At 52.1% G+C, this 26395-nt stretch carries 24 protein-coding genes; 7 read left to right on the top strand and 17 right to left on the bottom strand.

Annotated features, from left to right (window positions below):
* Positions 1 to 76: 76 nt before the first annotated feature.
* The 4 genes from aspA (at position 77) to MHN01_RS00255 (ending at position 6392) form a co-directional block, all read left to right on the top strand.
* Positions 77 to 1537 (top strand): aspartate ammonia-lyase, encoded by a 1461-nt coding sequence (aspA, locus tag MHN01_RS00240; protein WP_239409505.1) that lies wholly within the window; start codon positions 77 to 79, stop codon positions 1535 to 1537.
* A 111-nt stretch (positions 1538 to 1648) separates the two neighbouring features.
* Positions 1649 to 2950: an anaerobic C4-dicarboxylate transporter gene (locus MHN01_RS00245; RefSeq protein WP_239409506.1), complete on the top strand. Its 1302-nt coding sequence runs from the start codon at positions 1649 to 1651 to the stop codon at positions 2948 to 2950.
* Between the two features lie 513 nt (positions 2951 to 3463).
* The gene (locus MHN01_RS00250; RefSeq protein ID WP_239409507.1) at positions 3464 to 4357 is read left to right on the top strand and encodes a LysR family transcriptional regulator; all 894 of its coding nucleotides are present in this window, start codon (positions 3464 to 3466) and stop codon (positions 4355 to 4357) included.
* A gap of 160 nt (positions 4358 to 4517) precedes the next feature.
* Positions 4518 to 6392 (top strand): protein-disulfide reductase DsbD, encoded by a 1875-nt coding sequence (locus MHN01_RS00255; protein WP_239409508.1) that lies wholly within the window; start codon positions 4518 to 4520, stop codon positions 6390 to 6392.
* A gap of 45 nt (positions 6393 to 6437) precedes the next feature.
* Here MHN01_RS00255 and MHN01_RS00260 read toward each other — a convergent pair whose 3' ends face one another.
* Positions 6438 to 7622 carry a membrane-associated sensor domain-containing protein gene (locus tag MHN01_RS00260; RefSeq protein ID WP_239409509.1) on the bottom strand — a complete coding sequence of 395 codons (1185 nt, stop codon included), beginning with the start codon at positions 7620 to 7622 and terminating at the stop codon, positions 6438 to 6440.
* A 188-nt stretch (positions 7623 to 7810) separates the two neighbouring features.
* Here MHN01_RS00260 and MHN01_RS00265 point away from each other — a divergent pair, with 188 nt between their 5' ends.
* The 3 genes from MHN01_RS00265 to MHN01_RS00275 all read left to right on the top strand — a co-directional run bounded on the left by MHN01_RS00265 (position 7811) and on the right by MHN01_RS00275 (position 10654).
* The gene (locus tag MHN01_RS00265) at positions 7811 to 8446 is read left to right on the top strand and encodes a response regulator transcription factor (RefSeq protein WP_239409510.1); all 636 of its coding nucleotides are present in this window, start codon (positions 7811 to 7813) and stop codon (positions 8444 to 8446) included.
* Positions 8447 to 8672: 226 nt separating this feature from the next.
* Positions 8673 to 8939, top strand: a complete 267-nt coding sequence (locus tag MHN01_RS00270; RefSeq protein ID WP_239409511.1) for a DUF4212 domain-containing protein — start codon at positions 8673 to 8675, stop codon at positions 8937 to 8939.
* Between the two features lie 11 nt (positions 8940 to 8950).
* Positions 8951 to 10654, top strand: a complete 1704-nt coding sequence (locus MHN01_RS00275) for a sodium:solute symporter family protein (RefSeq protein WP_239409512.1) — start codon at positions 8951 to 8953, stop codon at positions 10652 to 10654.
* 107 nt (positions 10655 to 10761) lie between these two features.
* Here the strand turns inward: MHN01_RS00275 and MHN01_RS00280 are convergent, their stop codons facing one another.
* The 16 genes from MHN01_RS00280 to MHN01_RS00355 form a co-directional block, all read right to left on the bottom strand.
* Positions 10762 to 11712 (bottom strand): hypothetical protein, encoded by a 951-nt coding sequence (locus MHN01_RS00280; protein WP_239409513.1) that lies wholly within the window; start codon positions 11710 to 11712, stop codon positions 10762 to 10764.
* Complete coding sequence (gene parM / locus MHN01_RS00285) at positions 11705 to 12751, bottom strand: plasmid segregation protein ParM domain-containing protein (protein WP_239409514.1); 1047 nt, start codon at positions 12749 to 12751, stop codon at positions 11705 to 11707. Before parM ends, MHN01_RS00280 begins: the two co-directional genes overlap by 8 nt.
* A 123-nt stretch (positions 12752 to 12874) precedes the next feature.
* Positions 12875 to 13864, bottom strand: a complete 990-nt coding sequence (locus MHN01_RS00290) for a flagellar motor protein MotB (RefSeq protein WP_239409515.1) — start codon at positions 13862 to 13864, stop codon at positions 12875 to 12877.
* 3 nt (positions 13865 to 13867) lie between these two features.
* Positions 13868 to 14719: a flagellar motor stator protein MotA gene (gene motA / locus MHN01_RS00295; RefSeq protein WP_239409516.1), complete on the bottom strand. Its 852-nt coding sequence runs from the start codon at positions 14717 to 14719 to the stop codon at positions 13868 to 13870.
* Positions 14720 to 14731: 12 nt separating this feature from the next.
* Positions 14732 to 15472 (bottom strand): FliA/WhiG family RNA polymerase sigma factor, encoded by a 741-nt coding sequence (locus MHN01_RS00300; protein ID WP_239409517.1) that lies wholly within the window; start codon positions 15470 to 15472, stop codon positions 14732 to 14734.
* A 25-nt stretch (positions 15473 to 15497) separates the two neighbouring features.
* Entirely contained in the window at positions 15498 to 15983 is a 486-nt protein-coding gene (gene fliL / locus MHN01_RS00305) for a flagellar basal body-associated protein FliL (protein WP_239409518.1), read from the bottom strand.
* 44 nt (positions 15984 to 16027) lie between these two features.
* Entirely contained in the window at positions 16028 to 17251 is a 1224-nt protein-coding gene (locus tag MHN01_RS00310; RefSeq protein ID WP_239409519.1) for a flagellar hook-length control protein FliK, read from the bottom strand.
* A gap of 8 nt (positions 17252 to 17259) precedes the next feature.
* The gene (locus tag MHN01_RS00315; RefSeq protein WP_239409520.1) at positions 17260 to 17550 is read right to left on the bottom strand and encodes a hypothetical protein; all 291 of its coding nucleotides are present in this window, start codon (positions 17548 to 17550) and stop codon (positions 17260 to 17262) included.
* A complete protein-coding gene (fliS, locus tag MHN01_RS00320) occupies positions 17540 to 17947 on the bottom strand; it encodes a flagellar export chaperone FliS (protein ID WP_160656302.1) in 408 nt (135 codons plus the stop codon). Before fliS ends, MHN01_RS00315 begins: the two co-directional genes overlap by 11 nt.
* Before the next feature lie 13 nt (positions 17948 to 17960).
* Positions 17961 to 19511 (bottom strand): flagellar filament capping protein FliD, encoded by a 1551-nt coding sequence (gene fliD, locus MHN01_RS00325; protein WP_239409521.1) that lies wholly within the window; start codon positions 19509 to 19511, stop codon positions 17961 to 17963.
* 219 nt (positions 19512 to 19730) lie between these two features.
* Positions 19731 to 20999, bottom strand: coding sequence for a flagellin (locus tag MHN01_RS00330; RefSeq protein ID WP_239409522.1), 1269 nt, complete (start codon positions 20997 to 20999; stop codon positions 19731 to 19733).
* 292 nt (positions 21000 to 21291) lie between these two features.
* Positions 21292 to 22377 (bottom strand): hypothetical protein, encoded by a 1086-nt coding sequence (locus MHN01_RS00335; RefSeq protein ID WP_239409523.1) that lies wholly within the window; start codon positions 22375 to 22377, stop codon positions 21292 to 21294.
* Between the two features lie 64 nt (positions 22378 to 22441).
* On the bottom strand, positions 22442 to 23356 hold the full coding sequence (gene flgL / locus MHN01_RS00340) for a flagellar hook-associated protein FlgL (protein ID WP_239409524.1): 915 nt from the start codon (positions 23354 to 23356) through the stop codon (positions 22442 to 22444).
* A 25-nt stretch (positions 23357 to 23381) separates the two neighbouring features.
* Entirely contained in the window at positions 23382 to 24788 is a 1407-nt protein-coding gene (gene flgK, locus MHN01_RS00345; RefSeq protein WP_239409525.1) for a flagellar hook-associated protein FlgK, read from the bottom strand.
* Positions 24785 to 25288, bottom strand: coding sequence for a rod-binding protein (locus MHN01_RS00350; protein WP_239409526.1), 504 nt, complete (start codon positions 25286 to 25288; stop codon positions 24785 to 24787). The genes flgK and MHN01_RS00350 overlap by 4 nt, the downstream gene beginning before the upstream one ends.
* On the bottom strand, positions 25288 to 26391 hold the full coding sequence (locus tag MHN01_RS00355; RefSeq protein ID WP_239409527.1) for a flagellar basal body P-ring protein FlgI: 1104 nt from the start codon (positions 26389 to 26391) through the stop codon (positions 25288 to 25290). Before MHN01_RS00355 ends, MHN01_RS00350 begins: the two co-directional genes overlap by 1 nt.
* Positions 26392 to 26395: the final 4 nt, after the last annotated feature.

Genomic DNA, 26395 nt, shown 5'->3' on the forward strand with positions numbered 1-26395 from the left:
CTGCGGAACGGATTCTAATCATTCAGAATTGGCTCAATAATTGAATTTCATTAGCAGATTCCACTAAGGCTACACTATGTCTCAGATGATTGATCTAGAAAAAAATGAAGCAACTCTAAACGTTGCAACCCGCATCGAAGAAGATCTTCTTGGCGATCGCCACGTCCCAGCTGACGCATACTGGGGTATTCACACTCTTCGTGCTGTTGAAAACTTCAACATTTCCCAAACGACTATTTCTGACGTACCAGAGTTTGTTCGCGGTATGGTTTTCACCAAGAAAGCTGCTGCAATGGCGAACAAAGAGCTGGGTGTTATCCCTTCTGATGTTGGCGAGTACATCATCAAGGCGTGTGACGAGATCCTTGAAACAGGAAAGTGCATGGATCAGTTCCCGTCTGACGTCTACCAGGGTGGTGCCGGTACTTCAGTTAACATGAACACTAACGAAGTGATTGCAAACCTTGCTCTTGAGCTAATGGGCAAAGAAAAAGGCGAGTATGACATCGTTAACCCTAACGACCACGTCAACAAGAGCCAGTCAACTAACTGTGCCTACCCAACAGGCTTCCGTGTCGCTGTATACAACAGCATCATGAACATGGTTGAAGCTCTGGAGTACCTGAAAGGTGCCTTCGACGCGAAAGACAAAGAATTCGCTGACGTACTGAAAATGGGCCGTACCCAGCTGCAGGACGCAGTCCCAATGACTGTCGGTCAGGAATTCCACGCATTCGGCGTACTGATCAAAGAAGAAATTAAAAACCTTCGCCACACCGCCCAGCTTCTACTGGAAGTTAACCTGGGTGCAACGGCAATCGGTACCGGTCTGAACGCAGCAACAGGCTACCAGGAACTAGCGGTTCAGCGTCTGGCTGAAGTCACAGGCCTTCCTTGCACACCAGCAGAAGACTTGATTGAAGCGACCTCTGACTGTGGCGCATACGTCATGGTTCACGGCGCACTTAAGCGTACTGCCGTTAAGCTATCTAAGATCTGTAACGACCTGCGTCTGCTGTCTTCTGGTCCTCGTGCCGGTCTGAACGAAATCAACCTACCTGAAATGCAGGCTGGTTCTTCTATCATGCCAGCAAAAGTAAACCCAGTGATCCCAGAAGTGGTTAACCAGGTTTGCTTCAAGGTGATTGGTAACGACACCACCATTACTTTTGCCGCAGAAGCCGGTCAGCTTCAGCTAAACGTGATGGAGCCAGTTATCGGCCAGGCACTGTTCGAGTCTATCGACCTGCTGAAAAACGCCTCTATCAACCTACGCGACAAGTGTATTGACGGTATCACAGTGAACAAAGAAGTATGTGAAAGCTTCGTGTTCAACTCTATCGGTATCGTTACGTATCTGAACCCGTTCATCGGCCACCACGAAGGTGACATCGTCGGTAAGATCTGTGCTGAAACAGGCAAGAGCGTCCGTGATGTTGTACTAGAGCGTGGTCTGCTGACTGAAGCTCAGCTAGATGACATCTTCTCAGTTCAGAACCTGATGCACCCAGAATATAAAGCGAAGCGTTACAACTAATAAAGCGCAAACGCGATAAAACCCGGCGGATTGTCAGGATGAGAGTCCGCCACTTTTTTGCTACAGATTCCCCCTTTTATATTTTTTTAACTTTAAAGACAGGACAATCTCATGATTGGTGTAGAACTCTTTGTCGTTCTTGCGTTTATCTATTTAGGCGCTCGTATCGGCGGTATTGGTATTGGTTTTGCTGGCGGTGCCGGCGTATTGGTACTTTCTCTTCTTTTGGGTGTCGATGCAGGTAATATTCCTGTCGACGTTATCCTGATCATCATGTCAGTAATTACAGCCATTGCCGCTATGCAGGTTGCCGGTGGTATGGACTGGCTGGTTGATCTTGCTGAAAAATTTCTTCGAAAAAACCCTAAGCGCATCACTTTCTATGCGCCAATGGTCACTTACTTCATGACACTGCTAGCAGGTACCGGTCATACCGCGTTCTCTACCCTACCAGTTATTGCAGAAGTCGCCAAAGAGCAAGGTGTACGTCCTTCTCGTCCGCTTTCTATTGCAGTTGTGGCTTCACAAATTGCAATCACCGCATCGCCTATCTCTGCAGCGGTTGTATTCTTCTCAGGCATTCTTGAACCGCTGGGAGTAGGCTACCTAACGCTACTGGCTGTTTGTATCCCGACAACGTTCGTCGCTTGTATGGCCGGTGCGTTTGTTTCTAACTTCCTGGGCTGCGAGCTAAAAGACGATGCTATCTATAAAGACCGTCTGGCAAAAGGCCTGATCAAAATCCAGGGTGAAACCAAGCGTGAAATCCTGCCGACAGCGAAGCCTGCAACTTACATCTTCATTGCCGCTATCATCGCGGTTGTTGCCTACGCAACAATGATTTCCAGCGCTGTAGGCCTGATTGAAGATCCGGCGCTAGGCCGTAACGATGCCATCATGGTGTTCATGCTGACAGCTGCCATGGCTATCGTCACCATCACCAAGATCGATGCGTCTAAGATTGCCAACGCCGCGACTTTCAAGTCTGGTATGAGTGCTTGTGTGTGCGTACTGGGTGTTGCCTGGTTGGGTGATACATTCGTATCTGGCCACATCACTGAAATCAAAGAACTAGCAGGTGAGATCCTGGAGCAGTACCCTTGGATGCTGGCTGTAACCCTATTCTTTGCCTCTATGCTGCTTTACTCTCAGGGCGCAACAACTACCGCACTAATGCCTGCAGCACTGGCTATCGGTGTCGCACCACTCACAGCCATCGCGTCTTTCGCTGCTGTAAGTGCGCTGTTCGTACTGCCAACTTACCCAACCCTGCTTGCTGCCGTTGAGATGGATGACACAGGTTCAACCCGTATCGGTAACCTGGTATTTAACCACCCGTTCTTTATCCCGGGTGTGGTAACCATCGTCACCTCTGTTGCCCTGGGCTTTGCCTTTGGCGGTGTCTTCCTGTAACAGGGTCGGCTGAACAATCTGTCACTGAGGCCACCTTATTGGGTGGCCTTTTCTTTTATAGGTACTGGGTATTGAGTACTACAAGCAGTTTGTAACAGTCAAAATTTTGATATAAAGCTCTGTTCTTCCCTAGGACAAGATCTTCCAGGACTTAGGCTCTGCGGTACATACAATCCAAGTAAGCAATTACTAACAAAGCATATTAATTTAAGGGGAATAACGACAAATCCGGTTACTTTTTATTAGGAAAGAGAGAAAGAATTGAAGTAATAAGAAAGATAGGATGATGGATTTGTTGTCTCCGCCCCATCCCGAGGCGAAGACAGCGAACCAATACGGATTCCAACGTATCGGTTCAGCCCGGCTACATCGTCAATCCCGACGATCTACCCGGAACCATGTCTCAATTTGCTACAGATCAGGCTTAAGACAGGAAAGCCTGCCAGACAATAGTAGTGATTGAGCGAGCCAGGCGATAGAGGTAAAAGCGTTATGCAGCGATGCAAAAATGGTATGAAGTTAGACGACCTGCGCACTCTGATTGCAATTGCTCAACAAGGAAGTTTCAGAGCTGCAGCCAGTGCGCTAGATATTCCCCCGGCCACCCTAAGCCGCCGGTTACAACGACTGGAAGATACCCTGGGTAGCCAGCTGGTGATCCGTGACAGCCGCAACGTATCCCTGACACCGCTGGGGCTACGTTATTTTGAGCGCTGCCAACCGCTGATTGACGAGCTCGAGACCACCACCAACGAGCTGCACGATAGCAGCCACGCCAACCCGCGCGGCGCGCTGCGGATCTCCGCGCCCGTCGGCCTGCTCACTTACCGGCTGATGCCGCTCTTTAACCAATTTCTGGCCCGCTATCCGGACATCACGCTGTCGCTGAACCACCTGTCAAACCAGCATCATGACTACAGCCCGGAGCAATATGATGTCGTCTTTCGGGTCGGCCAGCAGCCGGACTCCAGTTTCGCCGCGGCCAGAATCGGCGAATCACAGCGAATTCTGGTCGCTTCCCCGCACTATCTGGTCAGTCAGGGAACGCCGGAGCATCCACAGGACCTAAATCAACATGCCCGTCTGGCCAGCGTACCTGAGTTCGAGTGGGCACTTACCGACAGAAACGGTACCGAAGACGTAAAAACATACTGGATAAACTCGCCGGTAAAAATGGCCATTGCGGATCTCAACAGCATCAAGAAAGCGGCCATTGACGGGCTGGGCATCGCCTGCCTGCCAAACTATGTGGTCGCCGACGCCTGTGATCAGGGCTTGCTGACAACCATGATGGGTAACTGGTACTCACCGCCGCGTCCGATTTATATGCTCTACCAACGTCTGGGATACGTACCTGCGCACATTCGCAGCTTTACGGACTTCATGCGCGACGCGTTAGGTAAGTAATCACTTACAAGCATACTGGCTACGGCAATCAAACTTATTGTTTTTACTGTAGATGAAACCAAACGCTGAATAACACGGTCTGAGAGAGTATAGTTAATACCCAAACTACACCTTCAAGGTGCAGTTTGGGCATAAATCCCTGCAGACGAGCCTGATCTGAATGATGAAACTAAAATACTATCGCGGATTCTCCCGTTTTCTTGCGCTTGTCGCGCTGGCGGGAACGCTACTGGCCGGTATCGCCAGCCTGCCTGTCCGGGCAGAATTTTCCCTACCGGGCTTTTCAGCCAGCAGCACCAACAAGTTTGTGACGGTCGACGAGGCCTTTCCGTTTAACTTCAGCCAGCAAGGCGAGGTGGTATACCTCGACTGGCAAGTAAAACCAGGCTATTACCTGTACCAGCATCAGCTGTCGGTCACCTCCGACAATGCCGAGCTCGGCACCGTCGATATTCCCGCGGGCCAACCCTACCGGGATGAGTTCTTCGGCGATGTCTTTATCTATACCGATCCCCTGACCGTCAGCGTACCGGTAATTAAAGCCTCGAATGATTCAGTGCTGACAGTTCGCTACCAGGGCTGCGCCAAGGCCGGATTTTGCTATCCGCCGGAGATCCGCCAGGTTCCCCTGTCGGCGGTAACAGCCGGGGCTTCCCCGATGCCACCAGCTGACACCGGGGCAATTAGCAAGGTAGCAAACCGTACCAGTAATACAGAAGATACCGCGCAAGTAAGCACTAACATTGCTAGCAATACCCCGGCACCGGCCTCTGAGCAGGACAAGCTGGCCAGCGATTTGGCCGAGCAATGGTGGACGCCGCTGGTGTTCCTGGCTCTGGGGATCGGCCTGGCCTTTACCCCATGCGTACTGCCGATGTATCCGATCCTGACCGGAATTGTGCTGGGGAACGGCCAGCTCAGCCACGGGCGAACATTCCGTCTGTCGTTTACCTATGTCCAGGGCATGGCAATGACCTATACCCTGCTTGGTCTGGTGGTCGCCTCGGCAGGCATGCAATTTCAGGCCGCGTTGCAACACCCTTATGTCCTGATCGGACTGAGTGTCATGTTTGTGCTGCTGGCTCTGTCGATGTTTGGTGCCTATACCCTGCAACTGCCAAGCAGTGTCCAGACCTGGCTCAGCAACCAGAGCAACAAACAGCATGGCGGCAATACCGGTGGCGTATTTGCGATGGGGGCTATTTCCGGCCTGGTCTGCTCCCCCTGTACCACCGCCCCACTGTCTGGCGCCCTGATTTATGTCGCCCAGAGCGGTGACTTGCTAACCGGGGCCATCGCCCTGTATGCACTGGCAATCGGCATGGGGATCCCGCTGATCCTTGCGGCGATGTTCGGCAACAAACTCCTGCCTAAGGCCGGCAACTGGATGAACCATGTCAAAGTCTTCTTTGGCTTTGTTCTGCTGGCCGTCCCTGTCTTCCTGCTAGAGCGGATCCTGCCGCACAATCTGGTTCCTTATCTGTGGTCATTGCTGGGGCTGGCTGCATTCGGCTGGCTGTATCATGTCAAAAACACCCTGACGGTATCCTGGCGCAGCAGTACCCTGGCAGTCATTGCCATTGTCGGCCTGTTCGCCTCTGCCCAGCCGCTGTACCAGTCACTGATCGGAGGCAACACACCGTCAGTAAGGCAAGAGCCGGTCACCGTTGAATTTGAACGTATCAGCACCATTGACGATCTAAACCTGGCACTGGCCGAAGCCAAGGCCCAGGGCAAACCGGTCATGCTGGACTTCTATGCCGACTGGTGTGTCGCCTGCAAGGAGTTTGAAAAGTACACCTTCCATGATCCGGCCGTCGCTCCCAAGCTGCAGCAATTTATCCTGCTGCAAGCCGACGTCACCAACAGCTCGCCGGCAGATATCGAACTGCTCAAAGAAATGGATGTACTCGGCCTGCCGACGCTGGATTTCTGGGATGCCAAGGGCAACCGCATTAGCAATGCGCGCCTGACAGGTTTTATGGAAGCCTCGCCGTTTCTAAGCCATCTGGACAACCACAAACTGCTCTACTAGCTTCGTATCCCCACAACGAAAAAGAGCACCTCAGGGTGCTCTTTTTTATTTTCCAAACCGGCTCAGTGGCTCATAGCGGGCAATAATATCAACCGGTTCATGCCCCTTTTCAGCATCATCCGCACCCTCCGGTTTATCATCAGCACGAAGTGTATTGATCGCATCGTGCATGTGCTTGCGAACCTGACTGACATTCCAACCCGGGCTCCATTCGATAACCGAGGTCTTCACACTGACAGGCTGCTCCAGATCCACTTTGACCAGATTGTCACAGCAACGGTGAACATGTCTCTGTATCCGCTCCGCCACAATCTCTGCTCCCTCCATATCCGTATCGGGCAACAAGACAGAAAATTCATCGCTGCCGACCCGGGCAATGAAGTCCCGGGGCCGGTATACGCCGCGTCGCAATCCCTTGGCAACACGCTTTAGCAGCACTTCATAAGCCTGATGGCCGCATGTCATGGTATAGAGCCGCAGTAGCTCGACACTGACAATCAACAGCGTCAATTCACTGTGATGACGACGCGCCGCCATGATCTCCCGCTCCAGCATCAACTCAAAATGACGGCTGTTTTGCAGCCCGGTGATCGGATCGACCAGTGATATCGTAGCAAGCTCCTGACGCAGGCGCTGCTCTTCAAATTCATGAAAAACCGAGGAATGAAACCAGTGATAGAGACATTCGCGAACCACTATCACTATCGCCAGTCGGCTGATTACACTCAGAACAGTAAGTGCCTCGTGGTTGAGCTCTAAATACACCCCTGAGAACAAGAACGAGCACAGTACAGGGCCGATGGCCAGGTACATAGCCGGAGGGTAGCTAAAAAACGCCACCACCGAGAGAAAGATAAACAGATCACTATAAACATAGAGGGTAGAAAAATGAGAGTAATGGATCAGTAACGGAAACAAGACCGCCCAGCAGCTTCCCAGCAACCCGGCCAGTGCCAGCGAGGCTATCTGCCATTTCACCTTGATTGGCATCACCTGCACCACCAGCCACAACACAAAGGCCACTCCACCCAATAAGGCCAATACACCGCTAAATACCGACTTCACCTGACTTGTTACCGCTGGCTCTAACCAGAACAGCTCGATAAATACCAGACCCAACAACAACCCGGAGGTTACAATGATCAGTTTCCAGCCCTGTTCCTGACGCTTGAATTGTTGCTGTTCAAAGTAGTCTCGCCCTGTCGTCCATGTCTCGATGTGTCGGATCATTCCTTATTCCCAGATTAACGCTATCCCATTGAAATAAAGCGACCAATTTGATCAATACCTTAATAAGCGATCTGTCATTGCTCAACATATCGCATAAGAGCCGATCCAGCTCAGATCTTGAGTGTTAACAAATTGATCTACGCTATAAGCAGTGATAGCGTAATTAAAAACAATCAGACACAACTGCCATGGACGCTCAGTACACTATTGTTATTGCCGATGACCACCCGCTATTTCGCAATGCCCTGTTTCAGTCAGTGCATATGGCGATAAGCGGGGCCAATCTGCTGGAAGCCGATTCCCTTGATACCCTGCTCTCCCTACTTGAAAAAGAGCCGGACGTAGACCTATTGCTGCTGGACTTGAAAATGCCCGGCGCCAACGGCATGTCGGGGCTGATCCAGCTCCGCAACCAGTACCCGGATCTTCCCGTTGTGGTGATCTCCGCCAGCGAGGAAACCAATGTTATCCGCCAGGTTCGTAGCCACGGCGCGTTTGGTTTTATTCCGAAATCCAGTGACATGCGGGCCCTGATAGGAGCCCTGAACCAGGTGCTGGAAGGCGACCCATACTTCCCGGAAGGACTGGGGGAAGAGGACGAGGAAATCAACGAGCTGGCCGAACGTATTGCGACCCTGACACCCCAGCAATACAAAGTCTTGTGCATGCTCTCTGACGGCCTGCTCAACAAGCAGATTGCCTATGATCTCAATGTATCCGAAGCCACCATCAAGGCCCATATGACGGCTATCTTCCGCAAGCTCGGGGTCAAAAACCGGACTCAGGCAGTTATTCTGCTACAGCAGATGGATCTGACTCAGTAAGTCTTATCCGGTCTGTTTTTTTTCATCTGGCAGTTAGACCTTTGGCTAACTCAACATTTTCGTAACATCCGCAAATTTCTGCCCTGGTCACAAAATCGCCGTATTTTCGGCGATTTTGTCGTTTCTGTCTCGACTAAAGTTGCACTGTCTCCTTACCTATTCGTTGCTATTGTCAGTACGTAACATTTTATTAACGTGATTTATAACGACGTGAAAGGAGATGACAATGGCGTTTGAATCCAAGGAGCAGGCCCAGGCCTATTGGAAAGAGAACCTCGCTACGATGGGCTCCCTCCTAGCCATCTGGTTCCTCGTATCTTACGGCGCAGGCATTTTGTTTGTCGATGCCCTCAACAGCATCCAGCTTGGCGGCTTCAAGCTCGGATTCTGGTTCTCACAACAAGGTTCTATTTATACCTTTGTTGTCCTGATTTTTGTCTACGTAGTGCGTATGAATGCGCTCGACCGTAAGTTCAACGTACATGAAGACTAAGAGGTTTTAGCATGGATATCCAAACCTGGACGTTTATATTAGTAGGTATCACCTTTGCGCTGTATATCGGCATCGCAATCTGGGCCCGCGCCGGCTCAACCAGTGAATTCTATGTCGCCGGCGGCGGCGTTCACCCGGTCGCCAACGGCATGGCAACTGCCGCTGACTGGATGTCGGCAGCCTCCTTCATCTCAATGGCTGGTATCATCTCTTTTGTCGGCTATGACGGCGGGGTATACCTGATGGGTTGGACCGGCGGTTATGTACTGCTAGCCCTCTGTCTTGCGCCTTACCTGCGTAAGTTCGGTCAGTTCACCGTGCCTGACTTCATTGGTGAGCGTTATTACTCCAAAACTGCACGTATGGTAGCTGTCTTTTGTGCCATCTTCGTTTCCTTTACCTACGTTGCAGGCCAAATGCGTGGGGTTGGCGTGGTATTCGCCCGCTTCCTGGAAGTTGATATCAACATGGGTATCATCATCGGTATGGGTATCGTGTTCTTCTACGCAGTATTAGGCGGCATGAAAGGGATCACCTACACCCAGGTTGCCCAGTTCTGCGTACTGATTTTTGCCTTCCTGGTACCGGCGATCTTCACGTCTATCATGATGACAGGCAACCCGCTGCCACAAATCGGTATGGGCTCAACAATATCAGGTTCGGAAACCTATGTACTGGATAAGCTGGACGGGTTAACCACGGAATTAGGCTTTACCGCCTACACCGACGGCTCGAAGAGTATGGTTGACGTATTCTTTATCTGTGCCGCGCTAATGGTCGGTACCGCCGGTCTGCCACATGTTATCATCCGTTTCTTCACGGTACCGCGTGTTAAAGATGCCCGTATCTCAGCAGGCTGGGCACTACTGTTCATCTCTATGCTATACACCACAGCACCGGCTGTTGCCGCATTTGCCCGCGTCAACATGATTGAAACCATCAATGGTCCTGACATGAAGGGTGTGGCCGCGGCAGAAGCACCGAGCTGGGTGACCAACTGGGAGAAAACTGGCCTGGTTCAGTGGGAAGACAAGAACGGCGACGGCAAGATGTTCTACTCGGGCGATGATCGCAACGAGATGAAGATCAACCGCGATATCATCGTACTAGCAAGTCCTGAACTAGCTAGCCTGCCTAACTGGGTGGTAGCCCTGCTGGCAGCAGGTGGCCTGGCCGCCGCACTATCGACAGCCGCCGGTCTGCTACTGGTTATCTCGACCTCGATTTCCCATGACTTACTGAAGAAAGGCTTCAAGCCGAATATGACTGACAAACAGGAACTGCTCGCCGCTCGGGTAGGCGCAGCCGTCGCCATTGTCGGTGCCGGTTACCTGGGTATCAACCCACCGGGCTTTGTGGCACAGGTTGTGGCCTTTGCCTTCGGACTGGCAGCGGCGTCCTTCTTCCCTGCCATCATCCTGGGTATCTTCTACAAGAAGATGAACAAGGAAGGGGCGATTGCAGGTATGTTGGCCGGTATCGTATTTACCGCCTCTTACATCATCTACTTCAAGTTCATCAACCCGGCAGCAAGTACGCCTGACAACTGGTTCTTCGGTATCAGCCCTGAAGGTATCGGTACGCTGGGTATGTGTCTGAACTTTGTTGTCTCGATTGTTGTGAACAAGTTCACTGCCGAAGTACCGACAGAAGTACAGGATATGGTTGAGTCTATCCGTTATCCGAAAGGCGCAGGTGCCGCACACGATCACTAATACTGCCTGGAAAGTCAGTGGCTAGATGACAAAAACGGAGCATGATGCTCCGTTTTTTTATTCGTCCTGGTTCGCCTATTTGATTCACCATTGCTCGCCAAGGAGGCTTACCACAACCCTTTTTTCTTGACCTTCTGCATACTGGCAATGGTCGTAGTCAAGTCGGCTTCTTCTTCCGGTTGGGCTTTCGCCTGCTCCGCAGTACCATTCAGAGACAGGGTTTTGATCAGCTGGCTTTGCGCCTTGATCAAGGCTTTGAGCTCTGCAATCTCACGCTTGTGGTTATTGGCGCGGATCTCTTCCGTCAATGCCTGCTGCAACTCGGAGAAGTCAGCTGTAACCACTGCGTCATTAGGTGTTGCCACCTCAGGATCAACCGCTGCTGGGGCGACAGCTTCGGAAGCAGCAGGGTCGGGAGCAACAGGTTCTGGTGCAAAAATCTCGTCAGCCGAAGCTATATTCGCCGCCACCGACTCGGCCAGTTCCGAGCACAAGCTCATCAGCGTCTGTCGGGTTTCGACCAGTTCCTGTTGGGTATTTTGCTGTCCCTGTAACAGGGCCTGTTCACGCTCGGCTGCCTGAAGCAACTGATGCTGATGCGCCTCGCTGGCCTGACGCTGGTGCTCACTCGCCTGCTGCAGCTCGCCACGCAGGGACTGAATTTCACCCAGCAGCGGCGTCATATCGACAGCGGCCCTGAGGCTATCCAAGTCTTCCCGGGAGATCCCCGACTCCTGGGTCGGCGCCATTGGCACCACCAGTCCGCAGGCATCAAGCTGCTGCTTCAGTGTCGCCATTTTAATGGAGTCATCGCCAAGCGAATTGGCCAGCCCGGCACTGAGTGTCGGGCTCAGCAAGTGCAGAAACATCCCCGACAGGTAGATGTTTTTGTGCATGTGCAGACTGTTATGCAGATTGAGGCCATCATCTGGATTATCGAGCATATCCTTACGCTCGTTGACCCACTTCTGCATAATGCCGACCGCATAGCGGTCGGACAAGGAGTTAACCGGATTTAGATAAATCGAGTAGTTAACCCGCTTTAGCTTACTACTCATCTTCTACCTCGATGAGGGTCTCGCGCTCGATGTGAATATCTTCTTCTTCGGTATTGTACAGGCACAGCTCACGAGCCAGGGCTGACTGGGCATCCTTGATCAGTACCACACGCTCGCCCAGGGTTTCATACGCCGACATGATTGCCGGGTAAACCAACGGCGCACCGCCACCGACCAGGTAAACGCGGTTCGGGTTCTTGGCAAATTTCTTCGCTTCATAGGCCACCGCATTGCCCAGCTCTTCAATCTTGATATCGATCTTGTCCAGGATGCTGTCGAGCTTGGATTCGTCGTTCACCACATCTTTGACAAACTCCAGATCGTTACGGCGCTTGATCAGCTCGTTGGCCACCAGGTAGCTAGAATCACTGTCGGCAGAAGCCAGGGCCTTGCGCGCCGCATCCGTTACCATCGACACACCGATTTCGTTATTACCATAGATAGCCGATACGTCATCAAACTCACCAACCACAATACCCATATCCAGCGTCGTACCGCCACAGTCAATCACCAGCGAACGGGTAAACTCGTTACAGTTGGAGTTAATCAGGGTCGACATTACCGCAGGCAGGCTCTCCGGCATCACCTCAACATCCACTACTTCGAACAGCTCACCCTTGTTCAGGCTGATCTCGCGCATCAGGTTCTGGCGTTTCTTGGCAATTTTTTCTTCATTGCGCTGACAGTCTTCTGAGTTGTAGAACTCGGTAATTGGCAAGGTAACCACCAGAATCACCGGGCAAGGTTTCAGGCCAGTTTGCAGCAGCGCATGGTGCACCGCCAGCAGGTTCAGATCATCATACTGATAGTCAACGTGCGTGGTTTCCAGCGCCTTGTCCGATGTCGCATCGTAAGTGTATTTGGTTGTACCGATTGTGTAGTTATAAACCTTCTTATCGCGTCGCAGTGCAGCACTCTTCCAGTCTTTACGGAAAGAGTTCGGTGATACGATGGTCTTTAGCTGATTGTTCTCAATCCAGCTTACCTTCACATTTGTTGACCCATCATCAACCGCAATTTTAAACGCAGATACCGTCATAACTTTACTCACAATAACTATTAATATTTCGTAACCAACCCGGTATTGAAAGCTACCCTCGTCAATACCGAGCCAAGTTCAATCAACTAAAACAAAATCAAATAACAACGCTGACAGAAACACTTAGTTCGTCAGCATCTCCAGACGCGAGACCGGACGGTTCGCCTCGGCATAATCTCGGGCCTTGTTTACAGCCTTGCCTTCATTAACATGTGGCTGCCCCTTACCAAACAGCAGGGCCAACTGTTCGTCGGCTTCCCTGGTAAGCACCATCATTTCAATCCGGCGGTTTTTCCCGCTTCGGGTATCCTTCTCGTATACCGGCATCCGTTCAGCCATCGCAGCAACCTGCAACACATTGTCGACAGGCAAACCGGAGTCCACCAGCACCTCACGGGCCTTCAGGGCACGAGCACCTGACAAGTCCCAGTTGCTGTAATCTCTGCGCTGGAACTGGGTACTGTCAGTGTGGCCACTGATCACCAGTCGGTTCTGGATCTGTCCCAGTACCGGCGCGATATTAAATAGCATGTCTTCAAAGAACGGCGTGATCTGAATGCTGCCACGCTCAAACATGAAGTGATCATCATCATCCTGAATCAAAATTCGCAATCCCTGTGGCACAATTTCCAGCACGATATTGTTCGATGCCGACAGCTCTTCGGCAATGATCTCCAGCGCCTTTGCCAGCACCTTTAGTTCAGGGATCGACAGGTTCTTCCCTGCCAGCGCCGAGTTAAGCTTGCGATCCCGGCCGCCTTGTTGCTCGCTGTCCGATGACGGCGCAAACATCGACTTACCGAAACGATCCGTTCCCGGAGTGATTTCACTCATTGGCTTCTCGAATGGCGACATGTTGCCATCAAAATCAATCGGAAACGGGCTGTTGGTGATCTCGAAAATATTGTCGAACACCGTCGCTGTCTGAAGGCGCTTTTCAATTTCTATCCGCTCTTCCTGGGTGGTGATCCCCATCAGCCATAGCACCATGAAAAAAGCCATCATCGCGACCGCAAAATCGGCAAAGGCCACTTTCCAGGCACCGCCATGATGCTCGTCGTGATGACCGCGGGCTTTTTTCTTTACAACAATAATATGGTGTTCTTTGCTCATGGTTTACGACTGCCCTGTCATCCAGTTTTCCATGTCCGCAAAGGTCGGCTTATACTCGCTGTGCAGCACCTTACGTCCGGCATCCAGTGCCAACAAGGTCGGCTTGCCCTGCACCTGAGCAACCAGAATGGCCGAGATCATATGCAGCGCCATCATCTCTTTCTTCACCTGGTTGCCAACGGTAGCTGCCAGCGGCTCAAAGACCGCATAACACATCAAGATACCGAAGAAGGTCCCCACCAATGCCGCGGCAACTTTGACCCCAATCAGGGCCAGATCGCCACCAATGCTCTGCATCGTTACCACAATCCCCAATACCGCAGCGACGATACCGAAACCCGGCATCGCCTCACCGACTTTGCCCAGCGCTTTCGACGGGCGCATCAGGTCTTCTTCCAGGGTATGCAGTTCGAGCTCCAGCACCGCTTCCAAATCATGGTGATTCATCTTGCCCATGGCCATCATGCGCAGATTGTCGGTAATAAAGCTCACCAGGACATTGGACTTGGCCACCTCCGGGTACTTGTTGAAAATCGCACTGCTCTCAGGGTTCTCGATATGGTCATCGAGCTTTTTGATCCCGTCCTTGCGAATGGTTTCCAACAATTCAAACATCAATTCCAGGGTCGATTTATAGAAATCGGCCTTGTACCCCTTGCCGAACGCCATCTTGAGGCGGGTTAGGGTATTTTTCAGAACATAGGTTGGGTTGGAGATCACCATAGCGCCCAAGCCGGCCCCTATGATAATAATGAATTCAGCGGGCTGCCAAAGCGCCAGCAAGCGCCCGGATGCATGGGTGTAACCGTAGATAATACACCCAAAAACAATGACAAAACCGATAATAATTTGCATCTTGTTACTCCGTTAAACTGACTCACGCCAGTCAGTCAACATACTGTTAAGGCTTTTCAGCGCTTTTTTATGGATCTGGCTAACTCGTGCTTCGGTCAGCTCAAAGACCAGGGCAATTTCTTTCAGGTTCATTTCATGCTCGTAGTAGAAACTCAGCATGATCTGCTCTCGCTCGGACAGCCTCGACAGCGCCTTGGCCATCGCCTGTTTGAGCTGTGCTCGCTCATAGCTGTTGCACTGAAAGCTCAGGCCGAAAAACTGCTCACCATCTTCCTGCATCCCTTCCAGGCTACCGAGATTTTCGGCCTGGGTATCAAGCCGGCGCTGTTGAATATCAGCCAGCTCAATGCCCATTTCAGCCGCCAGTTCCTGATCGGTTGGCACCCGTCCCAGCTGACGGCTGAGCTGACGCTCGACATCCCGAAGTTCATGGCCGTTCTGGCGAGACCGTCGAGAGCGCCAGTCCATCCGGCGCAGCTCATCAAGAATGGCGCCACGAACACGTTGCACTGCCAGACGTTCCAATGCGGCATCGTCTTCATCCGGGTAGCGGCGAATAACATCAAGCAGCGCCACCAGGCCTATCTGCTCCATATCTTCCGATGACATTACCGTCGTTACCTGCCCTGCCAGGTGCCTCACAACACGCTTTACAAGACCGGAAAACTGTTTGATCAGGCGCTGTTCCCGCGATTTCTGACCCAGTTGGCGGCTCTGCTGGTAGGCATGAAGCCCCTGAGATTCATAAGACATTGCTGCACCGTGCACATCAGACTCCTTACTGAATCACCATCTTGGTGATCAGTACCTGGTCGATCCCCTTGCTGCTCACCATGTCATTCATGACAGTCTGAATAGACTCGCGCAATGCCTCCTGCAATGGCTTCATCACGCCCGGCTGGGCCAGCTCGTTGTAATGCTGTTCACTCAGCAGGGTGATCACTGCATTGCGAACAACCGGCATATATTCCCCGACGATATCGAGCTGGTCCTGGCTGTAGCTCATCAGTGAGAGCTCCATCATCAGGTAGTGCAAGCGGTCGTCACCGGGCACACTGACTATGAACTTTTTCAGGGGCAGAAACACCGGCTTCTTCACCAACGCTGCCGCAGGCACATTCTCGGCCACTTCGACCACAGCCTGCTGTTTCGCCTGCTGCTGGAAATACCACCAGCCACCGCCCCCGGCGAGGGCAACAACCAATACAGCAGCGGCAATGATCAGCGGAAGCTTACTCTTTGTTTCTTTTACTTCTTCAGTCATATTAATTTCTTACTTATTTCAAACCGCGCCATCAAACCACACCGTCAAACCATGGCCTCGTAGCGACCATCCAACCCAGAAGCCGCCGTCGACGCTTCTTCGGACTGAATCACGGCCTGGTTGGCCATAATGCCCGGCTCATCGTCCATGCCTGATTGCTGGTGTGACTGCTGGTACAAACCGCTGGAAACGGAAACGTCCGCCAGCTGCATCTGGCTACCGTCAAAATCAAAACGTAACCGGTCAGCATTGGCTGCCAACGCTTCGCGAAGTTGTGGATGGGCTGCGGTAAAGTGCACCGAGACCTTGTCGCCATCCAGGCGGAGGTTAACTTCCAGCCGCCCTAGCTCGGGCGGGTCAAGCCTGACATGGGCATGCTGGATCTGATCCGTTTTACTCAGCTGCATACGCGAACGCAGTTGCTCAACCAAGTCGCGTCCCCATTCAGGCTGGGTAACATCGACCCCGGCATACAGCTGTTGCGCTGCACTGGCAGGCGCACCTGAAGCAGGCGCGCTCAGGTTGCTACCACCGACCACAAGGCTGCTATGTGCACTCTGCGCAGGCACCGGCATCACGCCAGCTGTCAGCTTATCGGTCAAGGCACCGTCCAGCGGCATCGTCATTCCTTTAGCCAGCGACAGCGCGTCACCAGTATTCGGCTTTGGCTGCTTAAGAAGGAGCTGCATTTGTTCAAGCAACTCGGGACTGGCTGGAGCCTGCTGCGCCGCCTGACCTGTGTGTTGTGCCATTTTTTGCTGAGCAGTTTGTACGACGTTTTGTCCTGCATTCTGTCCGGCCAACTGCGTCAGAAACGAGTTGGCTTGTAGCCCGGTTTCTCGTCCAGACACCGCGCCGGCTCCCTCCTCACCAGCAGGTGCCATCTGAGGCTGAAGAGCCTGGTTCTGAGCTGCAAGGAACTGAGGCGTCGTTGCCGTGCCCGTTACCATTCCAGTCTTGTTGTTCGCAGCCGCAGAAGAGCTTTTCTGGGCTCCCTGCTGGGCCTGATTCATGGCTGTCGCTTCAAAGGGTTTATCCTGTTGCCCCTGAATCTGCGCATCCGCCGATAACGGCTGTTCTGACTCTTCAGGTGAATCATCAGAGGCTTTGCTCTCATCCTTCGTCCCCGACGATTTATCCAGCCGTTGCTCGAACTCAGCAAAGCTCATCGGCTCACTGTCTCCGGCGTTGTTTGGCTGAACCTTTCGCGAGTCTGTGGATGATGTTTGGGAAGCCGTTTTTACGGCTACATTGGCTGATACTTGCATGTCACCCTTTATTGATTATTTTGCATATAGGCGTGCATACCTTCACGGTTGCTCTCCTGCTGCTTTAGTTGCTGCTGGGTACGTGCCTTTTCTCGCTCGCCTTCAGCGATCATGGTGCTATACAGCGCATTTAACCGTTCAAGTTGCTGCTTACCGGCAACCGTCAATACTTGCTGCCTGATACGCGGAATCGCCTGTTGCAACTTAGCATCCAACACAGCGAGCGCGTCCCAGTCCCCAGCCGCCAGTGCCTGCTCGAACTTGTCGTGCAGCCTCTGCAACTGCAACTCAAGCTTCACTGGCCACCTGCACACGATTAGGTTTGAGTACCACCCAACCTTCAAGGATGTCGCTAATCAAGCGGCTCACCTCGTCAATGGCTTCCACATCGTTGTTGATGTTGGCCTCGAACAAACGGCGACCGCAGTAGTCGTAGAGACGAAATAGCTCCTGCGTCACCTCACCGCCTTTTTCCTCGTCCAGTACGGTGCTAAGGCCGTTCAAAATATCGAGACACTTGGAAATCATCATACCTTTATCGGCAATCTGGTCGCGCTCCATAAAACCGCGGGCACGGCCCAGATTTTCCAGCAGCCCTTCCAGCAACATCTGGATCAGACGGTGCGGGCTGGCCGATGCCGCCTGGGCATGGTTCTGTGAATGTTGGTAAGCACCTAGACCTTCGTTATTCATCATTCTTCGCTCTAAATTACATCAACATGCTAACCAGCATGCTCTGGGTTTGGTTCATTTGGGCAATTTGACTATCCATCTTGGCGTAATAGTTACGCAGGTAGATGGTTTTGGCTTCCATTCGCTCATCCAGCTTCTCGCGATCTTCGGTGATCTGCTTGTTACTGTATTCCAGCTGGTCAATACGCCGGTCATAGACACCACCGTTTTTGTGGTAGTCATCCAGGATCACCAGCATTTCATCCATCATGCCGGTTTGGGTGTCATCACCCAGAAACAGGGTCGAGACGGCTTCGAAGTCATCTTCCAGCGCCTTATCAAGCTTCTTCTGGTCGATTTCCAGCGTCCCTTCACGGGTAGTGGTGATCCCCAACTGTGATAACGTCTGGAAGGTCGATGCGGTATATTCGTCACCGATCACTCCGCGCATTCGGCTGATCATGCTGCGGGTAGCCGAGTCGCCTGACAGCGCCGCGGCTGAATCCTCACTCGATTTGGTGTAGATATTTACCGTCTCGATCACCGAGTTATAGGCTTCGACAAAGGCCTTGATATTGGTATTGACTGCCGCATCGTCACGCTCAACCGTGACGTTGACCGTACCGGTATCTTTCAGATTCAGACTGATACCGTCGATCACATTTTCCATCTTGTTGGTTGCCGAGGTCAGCTCCATCGAGCCGTACTTGACGATGGCATCTTCGGCTGCCTGCAAGCTCTTATTGCCATTGTCTGGCTGGGTAATGTCAACCGTATTACCCTTGATATCCGCAGGATTAAGCGTGACGTTAACGGCACCGATAGCATTCGCCTGACCAGTATTTTTGCCATTCAGTACCATGCTGATCCCGTCGCCAGAGCGCACCAGGGTGGCTTTTACGCCGTCGTTGTCAGCATGATTGTTAATCGCCGACTGCAACTCCTCAATCGTCACCCCGTCATTGGTCAGGCGGGTCACTTTGTCATCGTAAGACTGCTGTCGGCTGTTGTAGCTATCTAACCGGCTCTGATCGAAATCCGGGTTGGCCGAATTGGTCAGAATATCTTCGATTGCAGCCTTGTCCGTCGTGACATCAAGACCGTGCTTGTCGGCAATCTCTTTGTAGACCTTATCCTGATGTGCCTGCTTGTTGTCGTTTTCCTTGCTGATCAAATCTGTCTGCAAGGTGGCGATATCAATATTGACCGAGCCAAAGCTAATGTTACCCTTGGTGAAAGTACTGCCATCCGATACCTTGAACAGCTGATCACGCTGGGCCTTGGCCAGCTGAGTTACCTCGAAGCTGTATTCACCAGCAACCGCATTACTGTCAACCGTCACTGACAACACATCATCATTACTTAATGTCGACTTAAGTTTTTCAAGATCGCTGCTGGAGTTCAGATCCTCGACTTTGTCGCGGAAGCTGTTAATGGTGTTCTGAATTTCTTTCAGTGCATCCATTTCGGCACTATTCATGCCTTCCTGGCGGTTGAGCTGGTTATCTTTCGGGGCACGTTCGGCAGCAACAATAGCACCGATCATGCTTTCATAATCGATACCTGAACCTAATCCTGTCATTAACATATTCTATTCTCCGCCAAGAGTGCCTGTACCTCGAGCCAGCCAACCGGAATGACCAGTTATCATATCCAGCGCTCTGAAGCAGCACTATTAGCAAAATCCATACCATCTTTAAAGTGGTGATTTTAAAGGGGCAGATAAAAAGAAAGCGGAAGTAAAACTTCCGCTCTGAATAATGGAGCGACATAAAATAGCCGCCTGCAATAAGGAGAACTACAACAATTAACGTAGTAGCTGAGAAACCATGCTTGGCATCTGGTTTGCCTGAGAAAGCACAGTGATACCAGCCTGCATCATCGTGTTCTGCTTAGTCATGTTGGCAGATTCTGCCGCGATGTCCGCATCAACGATACGGCCTTTAGCTACAGACATGTTCTCTTTGATGTTGCCCAGGTTGTTGATAGTAGACTGGAAGCGGTTCTGTGTCGCACCCAGGTCAGCACGGATAGAACCAACGTTTTCGATTAGCTTGTCAATTTCAGTAACAGCTGTTCCTGCATTGGCTTCTGATGTGATGTCACCCAGAGAGCCCGTACTTAGGTCAGAAGCATCCACTTTAACGTTGATAGTGTTCGCACCAGCACCAGCGCCACCAGCAGTTGCTGCTGCATAGTTGTTTAGTGCGGTAGTTACAGCGTTCATATCAGCTACAACTTGTGTGCCTGCATCAACTTTTGTTTGGTAAGCTTCAGCAGCCGTTGCAACTGTTTCTAGGTCACCCATTTTAGTTGCAAAATCATCTGGCAAATCGATTTTATCTAGCGTTGTACCAACTGCGATTGCAGTACCGTCTTTAGCTTCTGTGATGCCCACAGCTTTAAGTGCTTCAACAGTATCAGCTGTCATAGCAAAGTTAGAGGCAATCGTTGGATCTTTCAGTGCTGTCGCACCAGCTTTAATTTTTGTAAGATCCGCTTTTGTCGTAGTACCTAGCGTTGCTTCCAGTGCATCTGCAATATCAGCTTGTGCACGAAGGTTACCTTTACCGTCGTCGACAACTGTAGGAAGCGCACCCGCAACGCCTTGATCAACTTCAGCACCTACCTGGAAGTTCACACCAGTATTTAGCTTATCAAACAGCTTTTCGCCTTTACCGAAAGTAGTGGTTTCGGTGATACGGTTAAGCTCTTTGCTCAGTGCCTGGAACTCTTTGTCCAGTGCCGCACGGTCAGAATCTGAGTTGGTGCCGTTTTTAGCCTGAACAGCCAGGTCACGCTGACGCTGCAGGATGTTAGTGTATTCCTGTAGTGCGCCTTCTGCAGTCTGTGACATAGAAATACCGTCATTGGCATTACGCTGAGCCACACCCAGACCGTTGATCTGAGAGTCCATGCGGTTAGCAATCTGCATACCTGCAGCATCATCTGCTGCGCTGTTGATGCGAAGGCCGGTAGACAGGCGGTTCAATGATGTGTTCAGGGAGTTCTGGGTGCCCATCATGTTGCGCTGTGCATTCAGGGATGCGAAGTTGGTGTTAAGGCTCATTGCCATGGGAATATTCCTCAGTTCAGTATTAAACGAGCTATGTCAAAACGGATGTCAAAACCAGCGTTGAAATGCTTGGGTCGAGGCTCGAATGACAGTGCTTCTTGTCGTGTTACTTTTTTAATGCGACCTGCAAACTGAAATGCTTAAACCCTTTTTCGTCTTTTTTTTAAAAAAACAATACAGCGTGATACCGCTTCCAATCCCAGTCCAAATCCCCTTTTAAACCGCGCACAAAAAAGCGAGCTGATGCTCGCTTTTACCTTGCTTTTGTATAACTTTCAAAATATAGAGTCGCTTACGGTTCGAGTAACGCCACGACGTTATGCCTAGAGGCATTAGCTTGCGCCAATAGTGTCGGTACCGCATTATCAATCAGTTGCAGCGATACATTATTAGGCGCTTCCAACCAGCTTGCCTCTATCACACCATCGGCATTGATCACACCGGACTTCATCATATTGGTCGTGATCAGCTGCTCGAGATCCATGCTTACCTGACGCTGAACCTTGTTCATCTGACTCAGTGCCTGCTGGATCTTCTGCATCATCCGCTCGATATCAGCCAAGGCCTTGCGGGTAGACTGGGGCTTACCGAACTCCAGCTCCTGCGGCTCCACGGCCTGCTTGTCATGCGACTCCAACTTAGCTTTAACCGGATTGCCAGCTGGCAGGATCTGCCCACCGCCCGACATCCAGATCCCTTTCTTGATTGACGGCCACTGCTCCTTCGGCACCGAAAAGGCCAAGTCACCATATTTATCGACATCAACCTGAATGTTGCGCGGCGCAAATGCCTGATTCAGCTTCTCGGCAATTTCAGCTGTCGACTCGTCATTATCAATACGTGCCCGTACCGAGTTCGGCATCCCGGAATCAAACTGAAAACGTAAGATTTCATCTTGCTGGCGCAGGGTATTCAGGCGCAGGCCTTTCATCGAAAAGCTTTCCTGCTGCGGCTGATCACTGAGCCGTGGCGTCAGGTCGTGGTGCAGCACCGATTCGCCCTCGTACTTGGCTTCACGTGTCAGCTTAACCAGCTTATTCTTCAACTGGTGCAGTGACTGCTGTAACTGGTCTTTTTTGTTTTCCTGCACATTGAGCGATCGGCGTGCCATCTGACGCAGCTGGGTCAGCAAATCACTCGCTTCCTTCAGCGCCTTCTGGGCACTCTGGGCCTGGGCCGCCTGTCGGTGTGCCTCGCTAGTCTGCACCAGCAGGCTGCGATTTTTGCCGCCTAAACTCGAATACTGTTGCTGCTGTTTCGGTTGTTTCTCACTAACCTTTGCCACTGCGACAACAGGCTGCTGTTTCGCGATACGGTCAGGCTGGGTACTGTCACTACTACGCAGAGTATTGTGGCTGGAGGTAATTTGATTAACCAATGTGGCCTCGTATTTCAATCTGACAGGGCCGAAACTTTGCTACCGGCCCTTCGGGCTGCCCCGATTACATCAATTTAAACAGGGATAAGTTCTGGATCTTGCTATAAGTCATCTGGGTTGCCTGCAGCGCCGCCATCTGGGTATTCATTTCCAGAATCGCTTCACTGTAGTCCAGATCCTTCACTTCACCGATTAACTTATCATTCAGCAGCTTATTGTCCTGATGCGAACCATCGACCATGGTCAGGGCATTACGCTGTCCACCGACTTCTGTCCACACCTTGTTGATACTGCCCATGGTGTCATCAATCGACACCTGAGCATTGGTCACACTGGCCTTAAGCTCATCTTGCACTACGGACGGGTCACGCAAGTCGGTTACCAGCTGATCCAAGGTGTTGAATATATCACTTCCGCCAGCAAAAAAAATCTCACCGGCAGTCTGATTGGCAGGAATTGTCATCGATTCTGCCACCTGAACCATGCGCTGGTCAGTATTGCCCATGAATACGTACTTACCTGTTGCCGGATCTTTTGCCACCGGCTGGGTATCGGTTAGCGTACCGGCAAAAATATAATCGCCATTGGGATTTTTGCTGTTGGCAATATCAGCGAGCTGATCCAGTATCGCATCGAGCTCGGTGGCAATCGCCTCGCGGCCGGCGGTGGTGCTATTACTGGCGTTAAGGACACTGGTTGCCAGCTCCTGTGCACGCAGTACAGCATTGTTCGACGCATCCAGGTGAGATTCCGTCTGCCCCAGTTGTGCTTCCAGGTTTGAGATATTCTTCTGGAACTGATTGATATTCGCCTGCTCGCGATCCAGCATCATCAGCTGAACCGAACCGAGCGGATCATCCGACGGCTTAAGCATTCGCTCACCGGAGCTCATCTGCATAAACGACTTGTTAACCCCGGTGGTCGAGGTCTGCATGCTGGTAAGCATGACACTGTTGAGCTGAGCCGTACTTAGACGCATGGCAATTTCCTCTCGTTATGATCCGTTAGCGAAACATCGACAAAGTGATATCAAATAGCTGCTGCGCCGTTGAAATCACCTGGGCATTGGCCTGATACATCTGGGTATAGGTCATGATATTGGCCGCCTCTTCATCAAGGTTGACCCCGCTGACACTGGCTCGCTCACCTTCAGCCTGCTCGACCAAAGACTTCGCCGCACTGGTGTCCGCCTCGAGCTGGGCTGTTTTAATCGCCCAGTCCCCGGTAATACCGGTATAGCTGTTGTAGATGCTTTTGCCGTCAAGAACCGCAATGGCACTTTTATACTTCTCTGCCTCGGCAGGATCCAGCGTGCTGATATCAATCGCTATCGGGGCGTTTTTCAGATCAATCAGCTGCTGAAGATTCTCGCTGTTGCCCGGCTCTCCCGGCTTGGCGGCAAACGCCAGCTGCTTGGGATCATCAATCAGCAAAGTCAGGTTCTTTGCCGCGCCGTCAATCTTGTCGACACCGCCAAACACCGCCAGGCCCTGATCACCGTTCAGATCATAGCCCTGGCTATGTACCTCGTTAAACTGGGTCGCAAAGCTATATGCCATGACATCGAGCTCTTTCTGCAGCTCTTTGAGTTCACCATCGCGGTAATTCAGCAGTCCACCGATGGTCCCGCCCAGTTTGTCATCCAGGGCGAAACGCCCCTGGCCACGCTGCAGCTCCAAGCCGCCGTCCGCCGTCTGGCGAAGGGTGCTGGCCTGCGACCCACTGACCAACGGCTGGCCCTGATCCAGGGTAATAGTGACCGTACCGTCTTCGTTATAGTTGGTATTGATATCCATCTGTGACGACAACTGACGAATGGCCTCGTCACGGGCATCGAGCAGATCAGTCATCTGCTGTCCGCTACCGCCAGTGTCACGCAGGCTGTCATTCATTTCGGCAATACTGGCCACCAGCGCATTAGCCTCAGAGACAGCAGCATCTAGCTGCCCGCCCACCTGCTGCGCCTGGCTGTCCAGCTGGGCATTCAGGTTATTGAAGCGCTGAACCATCGACTGGCTCTGACTAAGGATAGTCTGGCGATAGGCGATATCCTGCGGATTGGTCGATGCCTCGCTCAATGCGGCATTGAAACGATCCAGCCCGGTATTGATACTGGTACTGTCGTTATTGAGCAAGGTCTCGGTTTTCGCCATGTACTGGGAGCGAATCGAGTTAAAACCCCAAGAACCTTTCTGCTTGTAGATTTGCTGGTTCAGGTAATTGTCGGCCATTCGCTCAACGCTGCTGACGCCGACACCTGCACCACTGCCCATCCCGCTCGTCTGGGCACCAAAACCGATACGCTGACGGCTATAGCCTGGCGTCATGGCATTGGCAGTATTGTGTGCAGTGACTGACAGCCCGGCATTGGCCGCACTCATGCCGGATAAACCGATATTAATTATGCTCATAAGTCTTCGTCATCAAGGTGGATATTCAGTTGCTGCGACAAGGGTGCGGAATTTCCCCACCATGGCCGTTGTACTTTACTGTACGAAAGTTCGGCATCACCCAGCAGCGGACTGGCTGCTACCGACGCATTTTTCAGCTCCTGATGATTAACAGCGACCAGTTGGTGCTGTGGCTTAAATGCTTCGTGCTGTCCAAGTTGCCTCACCAGCATGTCGGCAATGCCCAAACTCTGCTGCTGACTCATTTCCATCGCAATCTGGCTATCGTGCATCGAGCGATAGAACTTTTGCTGGCGGCTGTTGAACAAGGCATCTTCCTCGTCATTCAGCGCGTCCGATGCCTGACGCATATGCTTGAGTACGCTCTGAAGAAAGACCGCCTCGAACTGGCCGGCGGCCTGCTTAAGGGCTTCGGTCTTGTCGCCGTTGGCCTTGATGTTCTGCAGGCTGGTCAGATCGTTATACATAGCCGGATTATTGTCGTTGTCGAGAATTTTCATTACAGCACCACCAGCTCACCGTCCAATGCACCAGCTTCGTCAAGGGCGATCAGGATCGCCATCAAATCGTTCGGCGTTGCTCCTAAACTATTTACCGCATCGACAATAGTTTGCAATGACGTACCGTCTTCACTTTCCGGCCAGATAAAGACCTTGCCGCGCTCCTGGTCAATCGACACATCGGATTCCGGTGTCACCGCGGTATTGCCTCGGCCAAAGGCATTCGGCTGACTGACGTTATAGCTTTCCGCCACACTCACCGTCAGGTTACCGTGGCTGACTGCCGCAGTGTGTACCTTGACATCCTTACCGACAACGATGGTGCCGGTACGGGCGTTGAACACTACCTTGGCCTTGCGCGGACCTGGCTCGACATCGAGATTTTCCAGCATTGCCAGAAACGTCACCCGCTGGTTCTGATCATGCGGGGCACGCACGGTGATCCGAGCATGGCTCTGGGCAACGGCAACTTCCGGGCCGAATACCTTGTTAATGGCTTTTTCGATATTTCGAGCAGTGTTGAACCCCGGCTGCTTAAGGTTCAGCACCACATCGGTGGCGGTCAGAAACGAGGACGGGATTTCACGTTCGATGATCCCGCCGTTGGGGATCAGCCCGGCGGTCGGAATATTGATAGTGATCCCGCTGCCGCTGTTACCTTCCGCCTTAACCCCGCCGACCACCAGGTTACCCTGGGCCACCGCATAGATTTGACCGTCCAGCCCTTTAAGCGGTGTCAGCAGCAAGGTGCCGCCCCGCAGGCTTTTGGCATCACCAATGGAGGAAACCGTCACATCCAGTAACTGCCCTTTGCTGGCCAGCGGCGGAAGCGTGGCATGGATTGCCACTGCCGCAACGTTCTTGAGCTTGGGATCGGCCTTGGCCGGCAACTGCACCCCAAACTGGCTCAGCATGTTCTTGACCGACTGAGAGGTAAACTTGGTCTGGCTTTTATCGCCGGTACCGCTCAGGCCAACCACCAGGCCGTAGCCGACCAATTGGTTGTCACGCACGCCCTGAATATCGACCAGGCTCAACAACGGGCGGGCCTGCACCAGCCAGGGCATGGCCAGCACAAGCAGGCCCACAATAATTTTTTTCATCAGC

This window comes from Photobacterium sp. OFAV2-7 (assembly GCF_022347985.1).
In the GTDB taxonomy this organism is placed as follows: domain Bacteria; phylum Pseudomonadota; class Gammaproteobacteria; order Enterobacterales; family Vibrionaceae; genus Photobacterium.

Bases quoted from the DNA above. Each gene is read 5' to 3' on its own strand.
- MHN01_RS00270 (WP_239409511.1), top strand. From the start codon at position 8,673: ATGGCGTTTGAATCCAAGGAGCAGGCCCAGGCCTATTGGAAAGAGAAC.
- MHN01_RS00300 (WP_239409517.1), bottom strand. From the start codon at position 15,472: ATGTCTTATGAATCTCAGGGGCTTCATGCCTACCAGCAGAGCCGCCAA.
- motA (WP_239409516.1), bottom strand. From the start codon at position 14,719: ATGCAAATTATTATCGGTTTTGTCATTGTTTTTGGGTGTATTATCTAC.
- MHN01_RS00255 (WP_239409508.1), top strand. From the start codon at position 4,518: ATGATGAAACTAAAATACTATCGCGGATTCTCCCGTTTTCTTGCGCTT.
- MHN01_RS00330 (WP_239409522.1), bottom strand. From the start codon at position 20,999: ATGGCAATGAGCCTTAACACCAACTTCGCATCCCTGAATGCACAGCGC.
- fliS (WP_160656302.1), bottom strand. From the start codon at position 17,947: ATGATGAATAACGAAGGTCTAGGTGCTTACCAACATTCACAGAACCAT.
- parM (WP_239409514.1), bottom strand. From the start codon at position 12,751: ATGACGGTATCTGCGTTTAAAATTGCGGTTGATGATGGGTCAACAAAT.
- MHN01_RS00265 (WP_239409510.1), top strand. From the start codon at position 7,811: ATGGACGCTCAGTACACTATTGTTATTGCCGATGACCACCCGCTATTT.
- MHN01_RS00275 (WP_239409512.1), top strand. From the start codon at position 8,951: ATGGATATCCAAACCTGGACGTTTATATTAGTAGGTATCACCTTTGCG.
- MHN01_RS00290 (WP_239409515.1), bottom strand. From the start codon at position 13,864: ATGAGCAAAGAACACCATATTATTGTTGTAAAGAAAAAAGCCCGCGGT.
- MHN01_RS00310 (WP_239409519.1), bottom strand. From the start codon at position 17,251: ATGCAAGTATCAGCCAATGTAGCCGTAAAAACGGCTTCCCAAACATCA.
- MHN01_RS00355 (WP_239409527.1), bottom strand. From the start codon at position 26,391: ATGAAAAAAATTATTGTGGGCCTGCTTGTGCTGGCCATGCCCTGGCTG.
- MHN01_RS00245 (WP_239409506.1), top strand. From the start codon at position 1,649: ATGATTGGTGTAGAACTCTTTGTCGTTCTTGCGTTTATCTATTTAGGC.
- MHN01_RS00350 (WP_239409526.1), bottom strand. From the start codon at position 25,288: ATGAAAATTCTCGACAACGACAATAATCCGGCTATGTATAACGATCTG.
- flgL (WP_239409524.1), bottom strand. From the start codon at position 23,356: ATGCGTCTAAGTACGGCTCAGCTCAACAGTGTCATGCTTACCAGCATG.
- flgK (WP_239409525.1), bottom strand. From the start codon at position 24,788: ATGAGCATAATTAATATCGGTTTATCCGGCATGAGTGCGGCCAATGCC.
- aspA (WP_239409505.1), top strand. From the start codon at position 77: ATGTCTCAGATGATTGATCTAGAAAAAAATGAAGCAACTCTAAACGTT.
- MHN01_RS00260 (WP_239409509.1), bottom strand. From the start codon at position 7,622: ATGATCCGACACATCGAGACATGGACGACAGGGCGAGACTACTTTGAA.
- fliL (WP_239409518.1), bottom strand. From the start codon at position 15,983: ATGACTGAAGAAGTAAAAGAAACAAAGAGTAAGCTTCCGCTGATCATT.
- MHN01_RS00250 (WP_239409507.1), top strand. From the start codon at position 3,464: ATGAAGTTAGACGACCTGCGCACTCTGATTGCAATTGCTCAACAAGGA.
- fliD (WP_239409521.1), bottom strand. From the start codon at position 19,511: ATGTTAATGACAGGATTAGGTTCAGGTATCGATTATGAAAGCATGATC.
- MHN01_RS00280 (WP_239409513.1), bottom strand. From the start codon at position 11,712: ATGAGTAGTAAGCTAAAGCGGGTTAACTACTCGATTTATCTAAATCCG.